The following is a 15,133-nucleotide window of genomic DNA, read 5'->3' on the forward strand; positions in this document are numbered from 1 at the left end:
ATACGGGATATAGTCGGGTCGGGGGGGCGGGGAGAGGTGTATAAGAGACGGGTTGGATCCACCGCCGGGGGTGGGGAACGGGGCCCGACCTGTCTTCGAGGGGTTGACAGGTCGGGCCTCGGGGAGAGTGCTTGCCGGGCCGGTCTTCGAGGGGTGACCGGCCTGGCGGGCCACTCGGGTACCGGACACGTTTTCGCAGGCTCTTCCGGGAGCTGACCGGCAACGATCACCGTGTTGCCACTGCCGAAGGTAACCGCGGGTGCGCGGCACGGTCCCGACTCGGGAGGGCAGCCGGACCGGTTTCGGAGGGTGATCGGCCCGGCGCCAACCCGAACTAGAACTCGTTCTAGACATAATCGTCTATCTGTCTTATCGTCACTACATGGTGATCGATGCGTATCGGCCCGCTCCCGCCTTCGAGCTCCGCTCCGGCGCCACTTGGACGTCGCCGTGGGAGATGTATGCCGCACTGCGCGAACATGATCCGGTGCATCACGTGGTGCCGCCGACGCGTCCCGACCACGACTACTGGGTGCTCACCCGCCACGCGGACGTGTACGCGGCGGCCAGGGACAGCGAGACCTTCTCCTCGCGCGACGGGTTGACCGTTGAGTACGGCGAGCTGGAACAGATCGGGCTGACCGACAATCCGCCGCTGGTGATGCAGGATCCACCGGAGCACACCGACTTTCGCAAGCTCGTCGCCCGCGGGTTCACGCCGCGTCAGGTCACCGAGGTGGAACCGGTGGTGCGCGCCTTCGTCCGCGAACGCCTCGACCGGATCGCCGCGCACGGCGGCGGTGACATCGTCAAGCAGCTGTTCAAGCCGCTGCCGAGCATGGTGGTGGCCTACTACCTCGGGGTGCCCGCCGACGATCGGGATCGGTTCGACGGGTGGACCGACGCGGTGGTCGCGGGCAGTACCGATCGCGCGAGCACCGAAGCCATGCCCGCTTCGATGGCGATGATGGGCTACTTCGCCGAACTCATCAAGCGGCGGCGCACCGACCCGGGGACGGACACGGTGTCGCTGCTCGTGCAGGCGGGCATGGCGGCGGACGACGCGGATGTGCGTGGCCTGGTGCAGATTCTGGCCTACACCTGGACGATGGTCGCCGGCGGCAACGACACCACGACGGGACTGCTCGGCGGTGCGGTGCAATTGCTGCACCGACATCCGGAGCAGCGCGCCGCGTTGGTCGCGGACCAGGGCCGGATCCGCACGGCCATAGAGGAATTCGCGAGGCTGACGGCGCCGGTGCAGTGTCTGGCGCGTACGACGACCCGCGCAGTCGAGTTGGGCGGCAAGACGATTCCCGCAGGGCGCAAGGTTCTGCTGGTGTTCGGCTCGGCCAATCGTGACGAACGCGCCTTCGGTGCCGACGCGGCCGCGCTGGACATCGACCGGAACCCGCAGCGCATCCTCACTTTCGGGCACGGACCGCACCATTGCCTCGGTGCGGCCGCGGCCCGGATGCAGGCCCGGGTGGCTCTGGAGGAGCTGCTCGATCGCTTCCCGAACTTCGCGGTGGATATCGACGCCGTCGAATACGCACCGGGGCCGTACGTGCGCAGGCCGACCACGGTTCCGTTCCGGTGTGCCGGATGACCGGCGACTGGCTGGCGGACGGTCGCGCCGAGCTGGCGAGCGAGCGCATCCTGGACGCGGTCCGCGCGCTGTTCATCGACAAGGGGGTCAGCGGCGTCGGCATGGCCGAAGTCGCCGAGGCCGCAGGCTGTTCCAGGGCGACGCTCTACCGCTACTTCGACAACCGGCAAGCGCTGTACATCGCCTTCGCCGGCCGCGAGGCTCGCCAGGTGGTCGAGCGGGTGTGGCGCGATCCGGCCGTTTCCGCCGCCACCGACCCGGGCGAACGATTGCTCGACGGTCTCACCGCACTGCTCGCCGAGGTACGCAAAACCCCGCATCTGGCCGTATGGTTCACGCCCGTCAACGCGGGAATCGTTGCGCAGCTGTCGAATTCGTCGGACGTGGTGGACACCCTCGCGACCGATTTCGTCAGCGGCTTCCGGCCGGACCTGCCCGCGCCGGCTGCCCGCCGACTCGGCCAATGGTTCGTGCGGGTGATGGTGTCGCTGCTGACCTTGCCCGGTGCGACCGAAGACGACGAGCGAGCACTGCTTCGCAACTTCGCCCTGCCGTTCCTGCTCGACCAGCAGACGACGATCGAGTAACGGCTGTGCGCAAATGACCGCAGCCCGGGAGTGGCTGCGGTCGTGGCGTTTTCGAGCTACCGGCCGACGGTCTGCGTGGTGTAGTCGGGCAGTTCGTAGGACTCGTTCTTGGTGAGCATCTTCAGCATGAGCGGCCGCAGCAGCTTCGTGGTCATCAGCTTGCTGAGGGTCTGGCCCGCGCGGATGCCGAAGCTGGTCTTGGGCGTCATCGCCTTCAGCCCGCCCGGCGGGAGTTCCTGTGCCTCGGCGATGAACGGGCGCAGCACTTCCTCGTAGCGGACCAGCGCCTGCGCGAGATCGTCTGCGTGCGCGGCGATTTCACCGGCGAGCACGTACGCCCCGATCAGTGCCATCGCGGTGCCGTTGCCGGTGAGTGGTGAACCGCAGTACCCGGCGTCGCCCAGCAGCACGACCCGGCCCTCCGACCAGCTCGGCATGTCGATCCTGGCCAGCTCGTCGAAGTAGAAATCGGTCGCCTCGCCCAGCGCACCTGCGATCCTGGCCGACTCCCAGCCGCCACCGGCCAGTCGCTGCCGGATCAGGTCCTGCTGGGCCGCGACATCGCGGCGCAGTGCCGGATCGGCGTCGGTACGGATGGTGATCAGGGCCTTGGCGGTCGCCGGGTCGGCGTCGGGGCGCAGTCCGATACTGGTCGCGCCGACCAGCGAGTGCATGGTGAACCAGTTGGGCTCCACGTCGTCCGGGGACGGCAGCGTGAAGAAGGACATGTAGCCGCCGAGGTAGGTGGCGAACTGCTCTTCGGGGCCGAACACCATTCGGCGGGTGCCGGAGTGCAGGCCGTCGGCGCCGATGACGAGGTCGAAGCGCTGCTGCGTGCCGGAGGCGAAGGTGACCTGCACGCCGGTCGTGTCCTGCTCGATAGCGGTGATCCACTCGCTGTAGCGGTAGTCCACGTCGCCCGCATCGGCCAGCGCGTCGAGCAGTACCTGGTTGAGATCGCCTCGGGTGATCTCGATTTCGGCGACGGCACCCTTGCCTTCGAACAGTTCGGTGGGCATGCGCACCAGGGCGCGGCCCGTGCCGTCCACGATTTTCAAACCGCGCTCGTCGAGCTGATACTTGCGGATCCCGGGCATCAGCCCCATCCGCTGCGCGACCGCACCACTCGGGCCGCGCAGGTCGACCGCCTGCCCGCCCGGTCGCGGCGCCTCGGCGCGCTCCACCACGGTGGCCCGGATGCCCGCCCGAAGCAGTTGCAACGCAACCGCATTGCCGCCGATGCCGCCGCCGGCGATGAGGACGCGGGGCTGGGTGGTGGTGGCGCTCATGATCTGTTCCCTTGCTCGACTCCGAATGTCTTGGACATATGTCTACAGGGCTCTTGCACAAATGTCTAGTACGAATGTGTAAGACGGATGTGCAGGCAAAGCCAAGGTACGGCGGCGGACCGCGAATCGAGGATGGTGTGCTACCTACGGGCGCTGTTCGAGATAGGCCTTCCAGCCGCCGAAGGAGGTGATGTCGGTTGCGGTGGCCGCGGCCTCATAAGTGCAGGCGAAGCCGATAACCCAACGGCCGTCGGACAATTCGATACTGGTGAGCGCCATAGGGTCGGGAAGGTCGGCGAGGAAACTGCCGAGTCCTGCTTCGGCGACGCGGAACAGCTCACCGGCGATGGGGGCGCCGCGGCTGGCACCGTGACGCACGAGGCCCGGTTTCGGCGGTGTGGTGGCCAGGGCGGTCAGACGGTAGGCGTCGGTGGTCCGGATGTCTCCGGCGAAGCGGGCCCCGATCTGTTCGAGTTGCCAGTGCAGGGGCTGGCCACGCAGGTGCGCGCCGAAAACGGCCAGCTCGACACCGCGCTCGACCAGTAGTGGCGCGGACTCGGCGCCGAGCAGGCGGGCGGCGAGATCGACGCCGACCTGATCGGCGAAGGCCGGCGTCACCAGCATGACGCCGAAAGGCGCACCGTCGGCGGTGGGTTGGCCGGGGATCGCGATCGCCGCCAGGTCGAGCAGGTTGCCGAAGTTGGTGTAGGTACCCAGCCGCCTGTTGATATCTATCGGATCCGCTTGTACCGCAGCGATACTCGGGTGCTCGGTGGTCGTCGGCAGCAAGAGCGCGTCGAAGCCGTCGAGTAGTACGGCCGCCGCTGCCCGGGCTCGGGCGAGTGCGTCCAGATCGGCGGCGAACTCGGGACCTGTTGTCCTACCGGCTGCTTCGATGATGGCGGCCACCGTGGGATCGGCGCCGGCGGGTGCCGTAGCCAGAAAGGCGCCGACCGAGGCATACCGTTCGGCGACGATCGCGCCGTCGTAGAGCAGCAGCGCGGCGTCGAGCAGGCCGGAGACATCGATCTCGTCGAGCTTCGCGCCGGATGCCGCTACGGCAGCGGTGGTTCGAGCGAAGGCGTCCCGGTATGGCCCGCTCAACGCGGCGAGGTCCGCGGCACGGGGGATTGCGATGCGCGGTGCCTGCGGTGCCGCCAACCGGACATCGGCGGGCCAGCCGCGGCTACGCGGATCACGCGGCTCCGGTCCGGACATGATCGCGGCGGCCGTCACCGCGTCGGCGAGGTCGGCGGCGAAGACGGTGACCGCGTCGTAGTCCGCGCAGGCGGGCACGACACCGTGGGCCGGGATGATGCCCAACGTGGCTTTGAGGCCGATGATTCCGTGCAGCGCCGCCGGGATTCGGCCGGAACCCGCTGTGTCGGTGCCGATTCCGATATCGGCGATACCCAGCGCCACCGCCGCCGCCGAACCGGAACTGGAGCCGCCGGAGATCAGCGTGGGATCGTGCGCGTTGCGCACGGCGCCGTACGGACTGCGCGTGCCGACCAGGCCGGTGGCGAACTGGTCGAGATTGGTTTTACCGAGCACGATCGCGCCCGCCGCGACCAATCGCTCGATCGCGGACGCGGTCACCTCGGGGGTGTAGGCGAATTCCGGGCAGGCCGCGGTGGTCGGCAGCCCGGCGACGTCGATGTTGTCCTTGACCGCCAGCAGCACGCCGGCCAGCGCGAGCGACGCACCCTCGGCGAGTTGCTGCTCGACCGCGGTGGCGTCGGCGGCGACCTCGTGCTCCGGCCGCAGGGTGATCCACACTTCCGGCCGGTCCACCGCGGCGATCCGCCGATACGCGGACCGCACTCGCTCGGTGGGCGATGCGCTGTTGCCTGGGCTGTCGGCAGACATTGGTCGACTCCGATCACTGCTCAACGGTTCGCAGTTCTACCTTGGCACTCGCGCGACCGGTAGCTGCGAATTCCGGGTTCTTCCGGTGGGTGTTATTCGGCGGCCATCGCGGCGATGGCGCGGGTGACCCGCTCGAGCACGACATCGAGGGATTCGCCGATGTGGGTGTGCAGCAGCTGGTAGGCGCGGGAAAGGTCCTCGGCCAGTACGGCATCCAGGATGCCGAGATGCTCGGCGATGGTGGTCTCGATGCGGTTGTTGACCATGAAGTCGTACATGCGGACGTGCCTGATCCGCGAGTTCACCGCGCGCAGCGCCCGCACCATTTCGGCGTTGCCCGCCGCGGTGAGCAAGGTGACGTGGAACTCCTCGTCGCGCACCACGAACCCCGGTTCCTGCGCGGGCGGGTCGGCGCGCAATGCCAGCCAGGCGTCACGCTCCACCTCGAGCAGTGCGCGGTCGTGGGACACCGCCGGGTTGGTCATCGCGCGCTGGATTCCGCCCAGCTCCAAGGTGATTCGCAGTTCGTAGAGGTCACGGATCAGCGGCACGCTCGGGCGCACCGGGCTGAAACCGTAGTCTTCGCGTTGCAGCAGCCCGTCGGAGCACAGCACCGTCAACGCTTCTCGGATCGGCGTGCGGGAAATCCCGAAGCGCGCCGACAGTTTCGGTTCGGTGAGTCGCTCGCCGAACTTGATGTCCCCGTTCATCAACTCCCGGCGCAGCGCCGCGTACACCACGTCGCGCAGCGGTCGGCCCGCGGCGTCTTCGAGTGTGGCCAACCGTGTCGACATGGGTGTATACGCTATGGACCTCGCGTTTCGGTGAGGTGACGACAGGTTAGCGAGGTGTAAGGGCCTGCTCACCGCCCGCCGGATCGTCTCGTCGCGGTGTCGCGTTCACCTCGGTGTGACGGGGTTTACAGGGTGTTCGTTTGCCCAGGTCAGTGCCCGCCTGAGACCCTGGGTGGGTGTCTCAGCCTGAAAAGTCGGGTACGACCGAAAGCTCCGCGACACCCGCATACCGCCTGCTCTCCCTCGATCACGAGACGGCGCTCGCGCACGCCGAAGCACGGCTGCGCGAAGAGTTCGCCACCATGTTCGACCTCGCCACCATCCACCACTACCTGCATTCTTCGTACGACGAATTCGCTTCGCGCGCAACGGTAACGCGCTACCTCCCGCTGCTCGCCGAACGCTTCGGCAGGCAGCGGCTGCAGGCGCTGGCCAAGGTGCAGGGCAAGGTCGCCCGTCCGCGCCCCACCGTGCTGTTCCTCTGCACGCACAACGCGGGCCGCTCCCAGATGGCCCTCGGCTTCTTCGCCCACCTTGCCAAGGGGCGGGCCGTCGCCTGGTCCGGCGGCTCCGACCCCGGCCAGGCCCTCAACCCCGCCGCGGTGGCCGCCATGGCCGAAATCGGCGTAGACATCGCCAACGAATACCCCAAACCCTGGACCGACGAGATCATCCGCGCCGCCGACGTCATCGTCACCATGGGCTGCGGCGACACCTGCCCCCTCGTCCCCGGCCCCCGCTACGAAGAATGGTTCATCGAAGACCCCGCCGGCCTCCCCCTCCACCAAATCCGCCCCATTCGCAACACCATCCGCACCCGAGTAGAACACCTGCTCACCGAACTCGGCGTCGCTGTTTAGGGTTTCACCAACTCTGCTCTGAGTCCCGGGTAAGGATCCACGATTCGGCGCGGAACTTCTTCGCGGAGAACAGATCTGAGTTCCATGAGGTGGGTGCCCGCCACGTAATGGCGGCCCCGGGTCGCGCCGCGCGCGGCAAGGAGTCCGAGATCGGTCAGGGCCTTGAGATCACGCGAGGCGGTTCTTTCGTCGATCTGGGCGCGGGTGAGATAGCCGTGTCGGCGGATGCGGAAACCGATCAAGGCGTCGTACAGGATGTCGGTGGTTCGTTCCGGCAGCTTGTGGGTGCCGACCAGGTCGTCGAGGTGTAGCCAGGCGCGTTCGGTGCGATGCATCCTGCCCTCGACGGTCTGCGCCTGGATATCGTGTGCGCGCAGGTTGAACTTCAGCCACAACGCGGCATCACGCTCCGGTGACCAGGCGCCCGCTCCGGTGATCGCCAGGATGCGGTAGTAGTCATCGGTATTCACGCCGAGCCACTCCTCGATGCTGCAAAACGTCGGCTCGGCGATCCCGCCTCGGGAGACGACCAGGGTCTGTAGCGCCCGCGCCATTCGCCCGTTGCCGTCGCGGAAGGGATGAATCATCACCAGGTTCAAATGCGCCATGGCACCGGCCACGATCGGGTCCGTGTCGGACTCGAGCGCCCCGGCGAGTTCGGCCATCAACCCGGGGACCAGTGCCGCACCGGGCCCTTCGTAGACGGTGTCGCCGCTGGTGTCCTCGCGGATATAGATCGGCCCGGTGCGGTACTGGCCGGGACTCTTCGCGAGATCGTGGCCGAGCAGCATGAAATGCAGTGCCTTGATGGTGGATTCGTCGACGGGCGCGGCACTTTGCGCCACCGTCAGCACATAGCCGAGCGCCTGGCGGTACCCGCGGATTTCGGCGAAGGTCTGCTCGTCGGCGGTGAGCGCTTCTTCGTAGTCCACCGCGGCCGCCGCGTCATCTGTTTCGACCCGGTAGCCCTCGATGCTGTTGGAACCTCGGATGGCACGCGCCATGAGATTGCGCCGCAGCAGGCCCGGCCAGCGTTTGGGCACGCGCATGGCCGACGCGAGGCTGGCGCGGCGCCGGTAGATGCCGGTCAGCACGGCCTTGTCGGTGGGGTCGAGCTCGGGTGTCGCGTACAGCACTGATCGACCTCCATGTCCTGATGTCTCTAATCTTAAGACAAGTGCCGACTGATGTCTCTAGATTAGAGACATCAGGACATCTCTCTCTGCGGGAGCGTGACGACCGGTCGCACGGTGACGCCATGCTGACGCGGCCGTTTCGTGCCCGGCCGGTTTCCGGGGAGCGATCGAATCGTGCGGTAGGCGGCTACTGCAAATACGGGCAGCAATTCGTCAGTGAAATCGAGTGCGCGCCGGGGTGTGGGATCCATATCCGCTGACGGTTTACGAGTCATGCTCGAATCGCGAAAAGGGCTACCCGTTGTGCCGGATTCCCTCGGGCGACCCGTGCTGTGTCGGTCCGCAACAGCGGATCGAGCTCGGGAATGGAGTGACGAAATGGACCGAAAGGTACGGGAGCGGTGCGCGGGGACACTGTGATTCGATCTTCTGCCGGGTCGGGGATGCGGGCCGAAGTGTCCTCGAACGGTTTTCAACACTGCGGTGACCTCGCCGAATATCCGATTACTACACCGTGCGTAGATCGTGTTGTCGGTCAATACCCTTGGTAAATACTCGGAACGGGGGGACACTTTAGGCAGTCAGTGTTCGTAGCGAGAACGGGGGGCTGATGAGGATCCAGCCGCGGCAGCAGCTTTTGGAAGTATGGCGGTCGTTGCTTTCCGCTTGCTACGACAAAGGGGCGTGGCATTGGGGTGGGCGCGACGGGGCGAACTCGATCAGCGATACCGAGCAGTTGCTTTGTTTGTTGTATCCGGCCACCGAGATCCAGGCATTCGCACTGGATCAACCCGACGATATGTCCGACGACATTCGTTCGGTGCTTATTCCGCTGGGGGAGGAAACGCGGATCGGCGGCGCACTGGTGGGGGTGCTCGAGGACTATTTCACCCGCTACACCGCGCCCGACGGCGAACCGATCTTCGCGGCGGGCAGCTATCTGCGCACGACCGACGAGCGCGAACCGAGCGCCGAGCAGTACGGCCTGGAAGTGGTCGACGCATACTCGATGTCGCTCACCCTCTGTATCTCGTCGCTGCGTTTCCTGCGGGTCTTCCAGCGGTTCGTGGACAAGGAGGTGCGGCGCGAGGCCAGGGAACTGTCGGCCCGCATCCGGGTACTGATGCCGCGGGTCAGCACCCGGCTCACCGCGGCCATGACGGGTTTGGTGCGGAGCTTCGTCGTGCACACCCCGAGCCCGAAATCCGATCAGGGACAAGCGATTCTGGGCATGCTCAACCAGATCGGCGCACCGGAGGACGCGGTGATCGCGGGTATCGCGCGCCGGCTCGACCGGGTCCGCGTGCAGATGGCCAACGACGTCAAACTGGGGCAGACCCCCGACATCGATCTCGAGGACGACCTGCTGCTGTTCGAATGCGGCTGGAGCTGGGGGATCGATCAGAAGGCCTCGCCGATCGACTTCGTGTCGGGCCGGATCGGCAACCAGCCGGGTTACGCGGTCTCCCGCCCCGACCTGTATTTCACCATCGTCGCGCTGGACGGCATCGACGATCTGACCTGGCGTCGCACCCGGGAAATGGACCTGCTCAACGACGAGCAACGCCAACTCGCGGACGCGCTGGAACTGCGCTGGGATCTGACCCAGCGCTACTGGTCCACCGCCGCGCGCTACGGCCCCGGCCGCTGGCCGCTCGAGGACATCCCCTGGCGCACGTCGGATGGCGAGGAGTCCGACTACTACACCCTCGCCGTCGCGACCATGGTGCTGAAGGACTTCGCCAACCGGCAGACCACCGAGGAATTACCGGAGCTGGTGGCCGTTTTCGACCAGCTGGCCAGGCGCGGACGCATCATCAGCAGGCTCACCGCGGGCGATCCGGCCGCGGCGCTGCACTACCCCGGCGTGCAGATGACGCTGCCGGGCAGCGAGGGCATCGGCGGCGGTCCGCCGCTGGTGTGGGTGGTGCCGGACTTCGCGACGCTGTTGCTGAAACGATCCCTGCAGGCCTGGCAGCTGTCCGGCGACGTGGCCATGCGCGACCGGTTGATGTCGCTGGCCGAACTCACCATGGATCACCTCGGCAGGCGCCAGATCGCCACCGGCCCGGCGACCGGCCTGTGGGACGACGCCGAGCGGGTGGCGGGTAGCCAGCGGCCCGGTCTGGCCAAGACGGCGGTCGAGCCCGAGTTCGAGGCGGAATCCGAAGACGTTGCGGTGCAACCGTCTTGGTACCTGACCGAACGTGTCGTCGAATGCTTGGTCTCGGCCGACCGCAATTTCCGTGAGCCACCGCTGGCCATGCGGTCGATGATCACGCGCGCCGTGGAGATGCGCAGTGAGGCCGAACATCTGCTCAATCAGGAAATGCTGGAGGTCGGCGATCCGGACGTCTCGCAGGTCATGCTCTCGCGGATCGAACAGCAACTCGACGAGGCGCGGCGGCTGTCGAACGAGCAGCCGGCCACCGCGTTCATCCTGGCCGGGCAGGCGCTGCAGCAGTTGTACGAGTTGGCCTACGCGCGACGCGATGCGACGAGGGCCTGACCCATGCTGGTGTTCTCGACTTCGGACAAGGGTGGCACCGGTCGCTCGGTGACCAGCTGCAACCTGGCGTATCGACTGTGCACGAGCGGTCGCAATGTCGCCTACGTCGACTTCGATTTCGGGTCACCGACCGCGGGCGCGTTGTTCGAGATCAGTGCGGTGGAACGCGGCACGCCCCGTCAGGACGGCGTGCATTCGTATCTGCTCGGGGAGACGGGCGTTGCCGCCAGGATCGATGTGCGCACCGCGTCGGACCGGCCTGCGTTGCGCCGGTTGGGTCCGCGGGCGGGCAAGCTGCTGCTGTTGCCGGGTGACGAGGGCGGCGCCGAATTCCTCACGGCCGACGACGCGGTCGTCGCGCGGTGCGCGGAACTGCTGCTCGCGCTGGAGCAGGAGTTCAAGGTGGTGCTGATCGATCTGAGCGCGGGCCGCTCGGTCGCGCTGGAGTTGGTGTTGAAGGCCACCGCGCTGCCGCAGCTGCGCTCGTTCACCGCCCGCTGGTTGATCTTTCACCGGTGGACCCGCCAGCACATTCTGGCGGCGAGCGGGCTGGTGCACGGCCCGCACGGTTTGAAGCAGACGGGTAAGGAGTGCGGGCACGATCCGGTGGAGCTGCTGGAGTCGGTCCGCTACGTGCGCACCGCGGTACCCGCGCCGACCCTGCCCGGCTCGGTGGACCGCAGGCCCGCCCAGACGGCCTGGTTGATGGAGCAGAATGCCGCGCTCAAGCGGCTGGCGTCGGCGAACCAGCTCGGCGCCAGCGCGCTGCTCGGCGAGACGCCGATGGAGCCGGTATTGCAGTGGCGCGAGCAGGTGATCATGGATATGGACGTGGACGCGAAGATCGCCAACCCCGCCACCACGGCGGCGTATGCCGACCTGGCCAGGCGCCTGCTGGACGCCGCGACCTGGGAGAGGTTCTGATCCGCCGTGAGGGACTCCGTGGGGTACAGCGAAGAGACCGAACGGGCGCGGATCGACCGGGTGCCGCTGTCGCATCTGTCGATCGAGGTCGGGCACTTCTACATGAACGAGATCGCCAACGACATGGATCAGGTGGTCCGCGAGTTCCGCCGGATCGTGCCGCTGGTCGAGGCCTTCATCGCCTCGGCCAGGGTGCAATTCGGCCCGCGGGCCCGGGTGAGCACCTGCTATCTGATCGATGACTACTTCCAGCCGGACACCGATCCGCGCGAGATCCTCGGCAAGCTGCTCACCGCTGCGGACGAAACCGGTTTGCGCATCGACTATTTGGCGCGCGAGTCCGGCTGCTGGGAGGCGGACCCGTTCGTCGACGGGGTGCCGTTGGACGAGCCGATCCGGCTGGCCGAGATGGTCGCGGCCAGGATCGTGGCCGAGCCCGAGATTTCGTCGTCGACCGGTCGCCGGCCGCCGACCGCCGAATCCGGCTGGCTGTGCAACGGACGGCGGTCCTCGCTGGACGAACCGGCGCAGGCCATGCGGGTGCAGCCGTATCGGCCGCCGGAGGAGTTCGGCAGGCGCGAGCACTCGATCTTCCTGGACGTGCAGTTGTGGAGCAAGCGACCGGAGGTGGTCAACGGGCGCAACGAGATTCACACCAAATGGTCGTGCGCGTTCCTCGCCTCGGTCTGGCATCTGCTGCGGCTCGGCATGCTGCGTTATGACGGCGCGGCGGTGGTGGTGCCGCAGCCGTGGCGGGCGGGCGACGGCTGGCCGAGCCGGTGGCGCGAGATTCCCGCTGTGGTGCAGCTGAATTCGGCCGCCACCCCGTTCGCGGCCTACAAGGCGCTGTCGATGCTGCCGAAACGCTATCTGGCCATCGAACATTCGGTACGGCTCATCCTCGACCACATCGACCTGGACGGCGATGTGGTCGATCAGATCATCAGGTGTGGCGTCTACGACGACGTGCCGGTGACGGTGTCGCGCAAGGTCACCGAACGCCTATCCCACCTACTGCTCGACGGATCCTGAGTGATGGGGCCGTCGACTACTCCGTTGATCGCCCTCGGCGAGGTGCGCACCTGCCTGGTCCCCGCGTCCGCCACCCTGCATCGTGCCGAAGCGAGCGAACTGCTCGCTTTGGTACCGGGTCGGCGGGTGCTGTGGCGGCAACGGCCTTGCACGCTGGCCGTTTCGCCGACCACACCGGTCGGGGTGGACTGCAAGCTGTTGCTGCCCGACGCCGCGCCGGTGCGCGTGGTCGGTACGGTCGCGGGTCGCGCGGTCGTGACGGGCGGTCGGGTGCTGCAGAGTTCGGTGCGCACCCAGGTGATCCGGGCGGCGGAGCGGCGGCGCCAGACCTGGTCGCACTACCTGAGCCGGGTCGGCGTGACCGAGGTGCTCGACCGGCTCGGCGACCGGGAGACGGCCTGTGACGCACTGGCCGACGGCTATCTGGACGGCCGCCCCTCGACGGACACCCTCGATCTCGCCTCGATCAGCGAACGCCTGCTCGCCCGATTACGCGCCGATCCCAGGCTGGATCAGCAGGCGCCGCTGCAAGTAGCGACCACGCGGCTGCGCTGGACGGCGAAGGTGGGCGGCTCGGCAGGGCCGAAGGTGCGCCTGCGACTGGACGACGACTCGGTGCGCTCGGCCTGGATCATCGTCCGGAGCGAGTCGGATCTCGATGCGGCACAGCGGTTCTGCGAGGATCTGGCAGCGCATGACTGGTTGCTGACGGTCGGTGACACCGCGATCGAGGAGGCCGATCGGTTCCCGGCGTCCAGCCGGGAACAGATGGAGATCCTGGCCGCGGTGCTGGAGCACCTCGCGCACCTGTGGATGCCTGGCGCGCACACCCCGCCCGCCCTGCGCAGCCTGTGGAAGGATCTGCAGTCCGATCCAGGATTCTCGCGTCAGTGGACCGCGCTGATCGGGCAGGTGCGGGATCGGCTGCGAGTGGCGCAGTGGAACAACCTTTCCCGTCGTATTCAGGTGAGCACCACCGAGTGGTGATCGTGCACAGGCACATTCACCAGAGTGGTTCCGGTGCAAACTCAAACGACCATCGAATTATGTTGCAGCCCAGCTTTATAAGCGGAACCAACGGCGAACCAGCAGCGCGAAGAACACTGACAGCGACACCGTGCCCACCCAGGACTCGGTGGCCAGCAATGCCCGCCCGCCATCGGCCAGCGTGCCGGTATCCTCGAGCCCCATGGGATTCAGATAACTGGTCATGCTCAGATACAGCGAGTCACCGAGCGGCTCCTGACTCAGCAGCTGCAACGCGACACTGAACACGGCCAGCTGCACCGCGATCCAGCCGAGCAACCGGAACGGCTTATATCCGTAGCCGCACAGCAGATCCGACAGCAGCGAACCCATGCGCGGCAAGCCGCGTGGCTTCGTCTGGCACCGCGCCCGCGCCTGTTGCAGTCCACACCGGTCCACCGCGTCCATGTCCTCGTTCAGGCGGTGCAGGGTGGCCGCCCGGCCGAAGGACTGGACGGCGTGCGCGGGCAGGCCGAGCGGGCGCAGCTGGGCGCCGAGTCGCTCGTATACCTGGGCGAGCAGGGTGTTCTGGGTATGGCTGAGGCGCAAAGGGCCGCGGAACTCGACCTCGGCGGCGAGCAGCGCGGCGATCACGTCCACCACTGCGTGTTCGTCCTCGTCGGTCGCCGCGGTGTCCTCCCTGACGTCGGCGTAGAGATGTGCGAACACCAGGCTGTCGCCGCGCCGCCACGGACTCGGCGGGTGGTATCGGCCGAGTACCGCTTCGACGTCGGCATTGAGTCCGTCCAGCAGCGCGTACTCGCCGGGCGCGCTGTCGCGGTAGGTCTCGTCGGCGTATTTGGCTGCCCGGCGCAGGATTCGTGTCGTGGTCGATTCGATGAATTCCGAACGCGGTTCCTGCTCGGTCATTCAGCTCCCCCGGGGGCTCGGGCACCCGCCTGGACGCGCCTGATCCAGATTACCGAGTTCGGCGGAGTTTCTGGAGCCCTTGATCAGGCGTTGCTCAGCCTGTACTCCAACACGTCCCGTGGCTCGCCCGCACCGAAGTAGCGCTCTTCATGGTGTCCGGTCCATTGAAAGCCGATGCGGCGGTAGAGGTTGTATGCCGACTGGTTGGTCGGGCGCACGGTGATGAGCACGCTGCGCATCTTCTGCTTGCGGCACAGCTTGATCGCTTCGGTCAGCAGGGTCGACCCGTAGCCGCGGCCGCAGCTCTCCTGGGTAACCGCGAGGCTGAGCAGCCACGCGCGCCGATCCGGCAGCAGGGCCACCAGCACGTGGCCGAGGACGATGCCGTCGACCTCGACGATCAGCCAGTTGGCGCCGTGCAGGTCGAAGAGCTGGCGCAGCGCGAAGTACGGGTAGGACTGATCGCCGAAGCGTTCGGTCTCGATCGCGGCGACGCCGTCCAGATCGGACAGCGCGGCAATGCGATACACAGGCGTCGGTGACGTCGTCGCGATTTTCGTCGTCGCGATGTCCAATGTGCTCCCTTGCGCGGTAACACGGGTCATAAACCACAGCGTAGGCGTTTGCT

General features: G+C 67.1%; 13 protein-coding genes. 7 read left to right on the top strand and 6 right to left on the bottom strand.

What is annotated here, in order from left to right:
* The first annotated feature begins 382 nt into the window (after positions 1 to 382).
* Both DBO33_RS03520 and DBO33_RS03525 read left to right on the top strand, forming a co-directional pair.
* Positions 383 to 1,609: a cytochrome P450 gene (locus DBO33_RS03520; protein WP_107653748.1), complete on the top strand. Its 1,227-nt coding sequence runs from the start codon at positions 383 to 385 to the stop codon at positions 1,607 to 1,609.
* Entirely contained in the window at positions 1,606 to 2,196 is a 591-nt protein-coding gene (locus DBO33_RS03525; protein ID WP_107653749.1) for a TetR/AcrR family transcriptional regulator, read from the top strand. The genes DBO33_RS03520 and DBO33_RS03525 overlap by 4 nt, the downstream gene beginning before the upstream one ends.
* Positions 2,197 to 2,252: 56 nt before the next feature.
* On the opposite strand, the gene DBO33_RS03530 is transcribed toward DBO33_RS03525, so the two are convergent.
* The 3 genes from DBO33_RS03530 to DBO33_RS03540 form a co-directional block, all read right to left on the bottom strand.
* Positions 2,253 to 3,485, bottom strand: coding sequence for an FAD-dependent monooxygenase (locus DBO33_RS03530; protein WP_107653750.1), 1,233 nt, complete (start codon positions 3,483 to 3,485; stop codon positions 2,253 to 2,255).
* 144 nt (positions 3,486 to 3,629) lie between these two features.
* Positions 3,630 to 5,354, bottom strand: coding sequence for an allophanate hydrolase (gene atzF, locus DBO33_RS03535; protein ID WP_107653751.1), 1,725 nt, complete (start codon positions 5,352 to 5,354; stop codon positions 3,630 to 3,632).
* Between the two features lie 92 nt (positions 5,355 to 5,446).
* Entirely contained in the window at positions 5,447 to 6,148 is a 702-nt protein-coding gene (locus tag DBO33_RS03540) for a GntR family transcriptional regulator (RefSeq protein WP_107653752.1), read from the bottom strand.
* A gap of 176 nt (positions 6,149 to 6,324) precedes the next feature.
* Between DBO33_RS03540 and DBO33_RS03545 the strand changes: the two genes are divergently transcribed.
* Entirely contained in the window at positions 6,325 to 7,008 is a 684-nt protein-coding gene (locus tag DBO33_RS03545; protein WP_199856522.1) for an arsenate reductase ArsC, read from the top strand.
* Here DBO33_RS03545 and DBO33_RS03550 read toward each other — a convergent pair.
* Positions 7,005 to 8,144 (bottom strand): Fic family protein, encoded by a 1,140-nt coding sequence (locus DBO33_RS03550; RefSeq protein WP_107653753.1) that lies wholly within the window; start codon positions 8,142 to 8,144, stop codon positions 7,005 to 7,007. The genes DBO33_RS03545 and DBO33_RS03550 overlap by 4 nt on opposite strands.
* Positions 8,145 to 8,754: 610 nt before the next feature.
* On the opposite strand from DBO33_RS03550, the gene DBO33_RS03555 reads away from it, so the two are divergent.
* The 4 genes from DBO33_RS03555 to DBO33_RS03570 are packed head-to-tail and all read left to right on the top strand — an operon-like array spanning position 8,755 to position 13,596.
* Entirely contained in the window at positions 8,755 to 10,653 is a 1,899-nt protein-coding gene (locus tag DBO33_RS03555; RefSeq protein ID WP_107653754.1) for an SCO2524 family protein, read from the top strand.
* Between the two features lie 3 nt (positions 10,654 to 10,656).
* Complete coding sequence (locus DBO33_RS03560) at positions 10,657 to 11,577, top strand: SCO2523 family variant P-loop protein (protein WP_107653755.1); 921 nt, start codon at positions 10,657 to 10,659, stop codon at positions 11,575 to 11,577.
* Between the two features lie 6 nt (positions 11,578 to 11,583).
* Positions 11,584 to 12,609 carry an SCO2522 family protein gene (locus DBO33_RS03565; RefSeq protein ID WP_107653756.1) on the top strand — a complete coding sequence of 342 codons (1,026 nt, stop codon included), beginning with the start codon at positions 11,584 to 11,586 and terminating at the stop codon, positions 12,607 to 12,609.
* Between the two features lie 3 nt (positions 12,610 to 12,612).
* Complete coding sequence (locus tag DBO33_RS03570; RefSeq protein ID WP_107659948.1) at positions 12,613 to 13,596, top strand: SCO2521 family protein; 984 nt, start codon at positions 12,613 to 12,615, stop codon at positions 13,594 to 13,596.
* Positions 13,597 to 13,671: 75 nt separating this feature from the next.
* On the opposite strand, the gene DBO33_RS03575 is transcribed toward DBO33_RS03570, so the two are convergent.
* Together DBO33_RS03575 and DBO33_RS03580 are read right to left on the bottom strand one after the other, a co-directional pair.
* Complete coding sequence (locus DBO33_RS03575) at positions 13,672 to 14,505, bottom strand: hypothetical protein (RefSeq protein WP_107653757.1); 834 nt, start codon at positions 14,503 to 14,505, stop codon at positions 13,672 to 13,674.
* 83 nt (positions 14,506 to 14,588) lie between these two features.
* The gene (locus tag DBO33_RS03580; protein ID WP_159080107.1) at positions 14,589 to 15,110 is read right to left on the bottom strand and encodes a GNAT family N-acetyltransferase; all 522 of its coding nucleotides are present in this window, start codon (positions 15,108 to 15,110) and stop codon (positions 14,589 to 14,591) included.
* Positions 15,111 to 15,133 lie beyond the last annotated feature (23 nt).

It is taken from the genome of Nocardia suismassiliense, assembly GCF_900269665.1.
Lineage (GTDB): Bacteria > Actinomycetota > Actinomycetes > Mycobacteriales > Mycobacteriaceae > Nocardia > Nocardia suismassiliense.

Bases quoted from the DNA above. Each gene is read 5' to 3' on its own strand.
- DBO33_RS03520 (WP_107653748.1), top strand. From the start codon at position 383: ATGGTGATCGATGCGTATCGGCCCGCTCCCGCCTTCGAGCTCCGCTCC.
- DBO33_RS03525 (WP_107653749.1), top strand. From the start codon at position 1,606: ATGACCGGCGACTGGCTGGCGGACGGTCGCGCCGAGCTGGCGAGCGAG.
- DBO33_RS03530 (WP_107653750.1), bottom strand. From the start codon at position 3,485: ATGAGCGCCACCACCACCCAGCCCCGCGTCCTCATCGCCGGCGGCGGC.
- atzF (WP_107653751.1), bottom strand. From the start codon at position 5,354: ATGTCTGCCGACAGCCCAGGCAACAGCGCATCGCCCACCGAGCGAGTG.
- DBO33_RS03540 (WP_107653752.1), bottom strand. From the start codon at position 6,148: ATGTCGACACGGTTGGCCACACTCGAAGACGCCGCGGGCCGACCGCTG.
- DBO33_RS03555 (WP_107653754.1), top strand. From the start codon at position 8,755: ATGAGGATCCAGCCGCGGCAGCAGCTTTTGGAAGTATGGCGGTCGTTG.
- DBO33_RS03560 (WP_107653755.1), top strand. From the start codon at position 10,657: ATGCTGGTGTTCTCGACTTCGGACAAGGGTGGCACCGGTCGCTCGGTG.
- DBO33_RS03570 (WP_107659948.1), top strand. From the start codon at position 12,613: ATGGGGCCGTCGACTACTCCGTTGATCGCCCTCGGCGAGGTGCGCACC.
- DBO33_RS03575 (WP_107653757.1), bottom strand. From the start codon at position 14,505: ATGACCGAGCAGGAACCGCGTTCGGAATTCATCGAATCGACCACGACA.
- DBO33_RS03580 (WP_159080107.1), bottom strand. From the start codon at position 15,110: ATGACCCGTGTTACCGCGCAAGGGAGCACATTGGACATCGCGACGACG.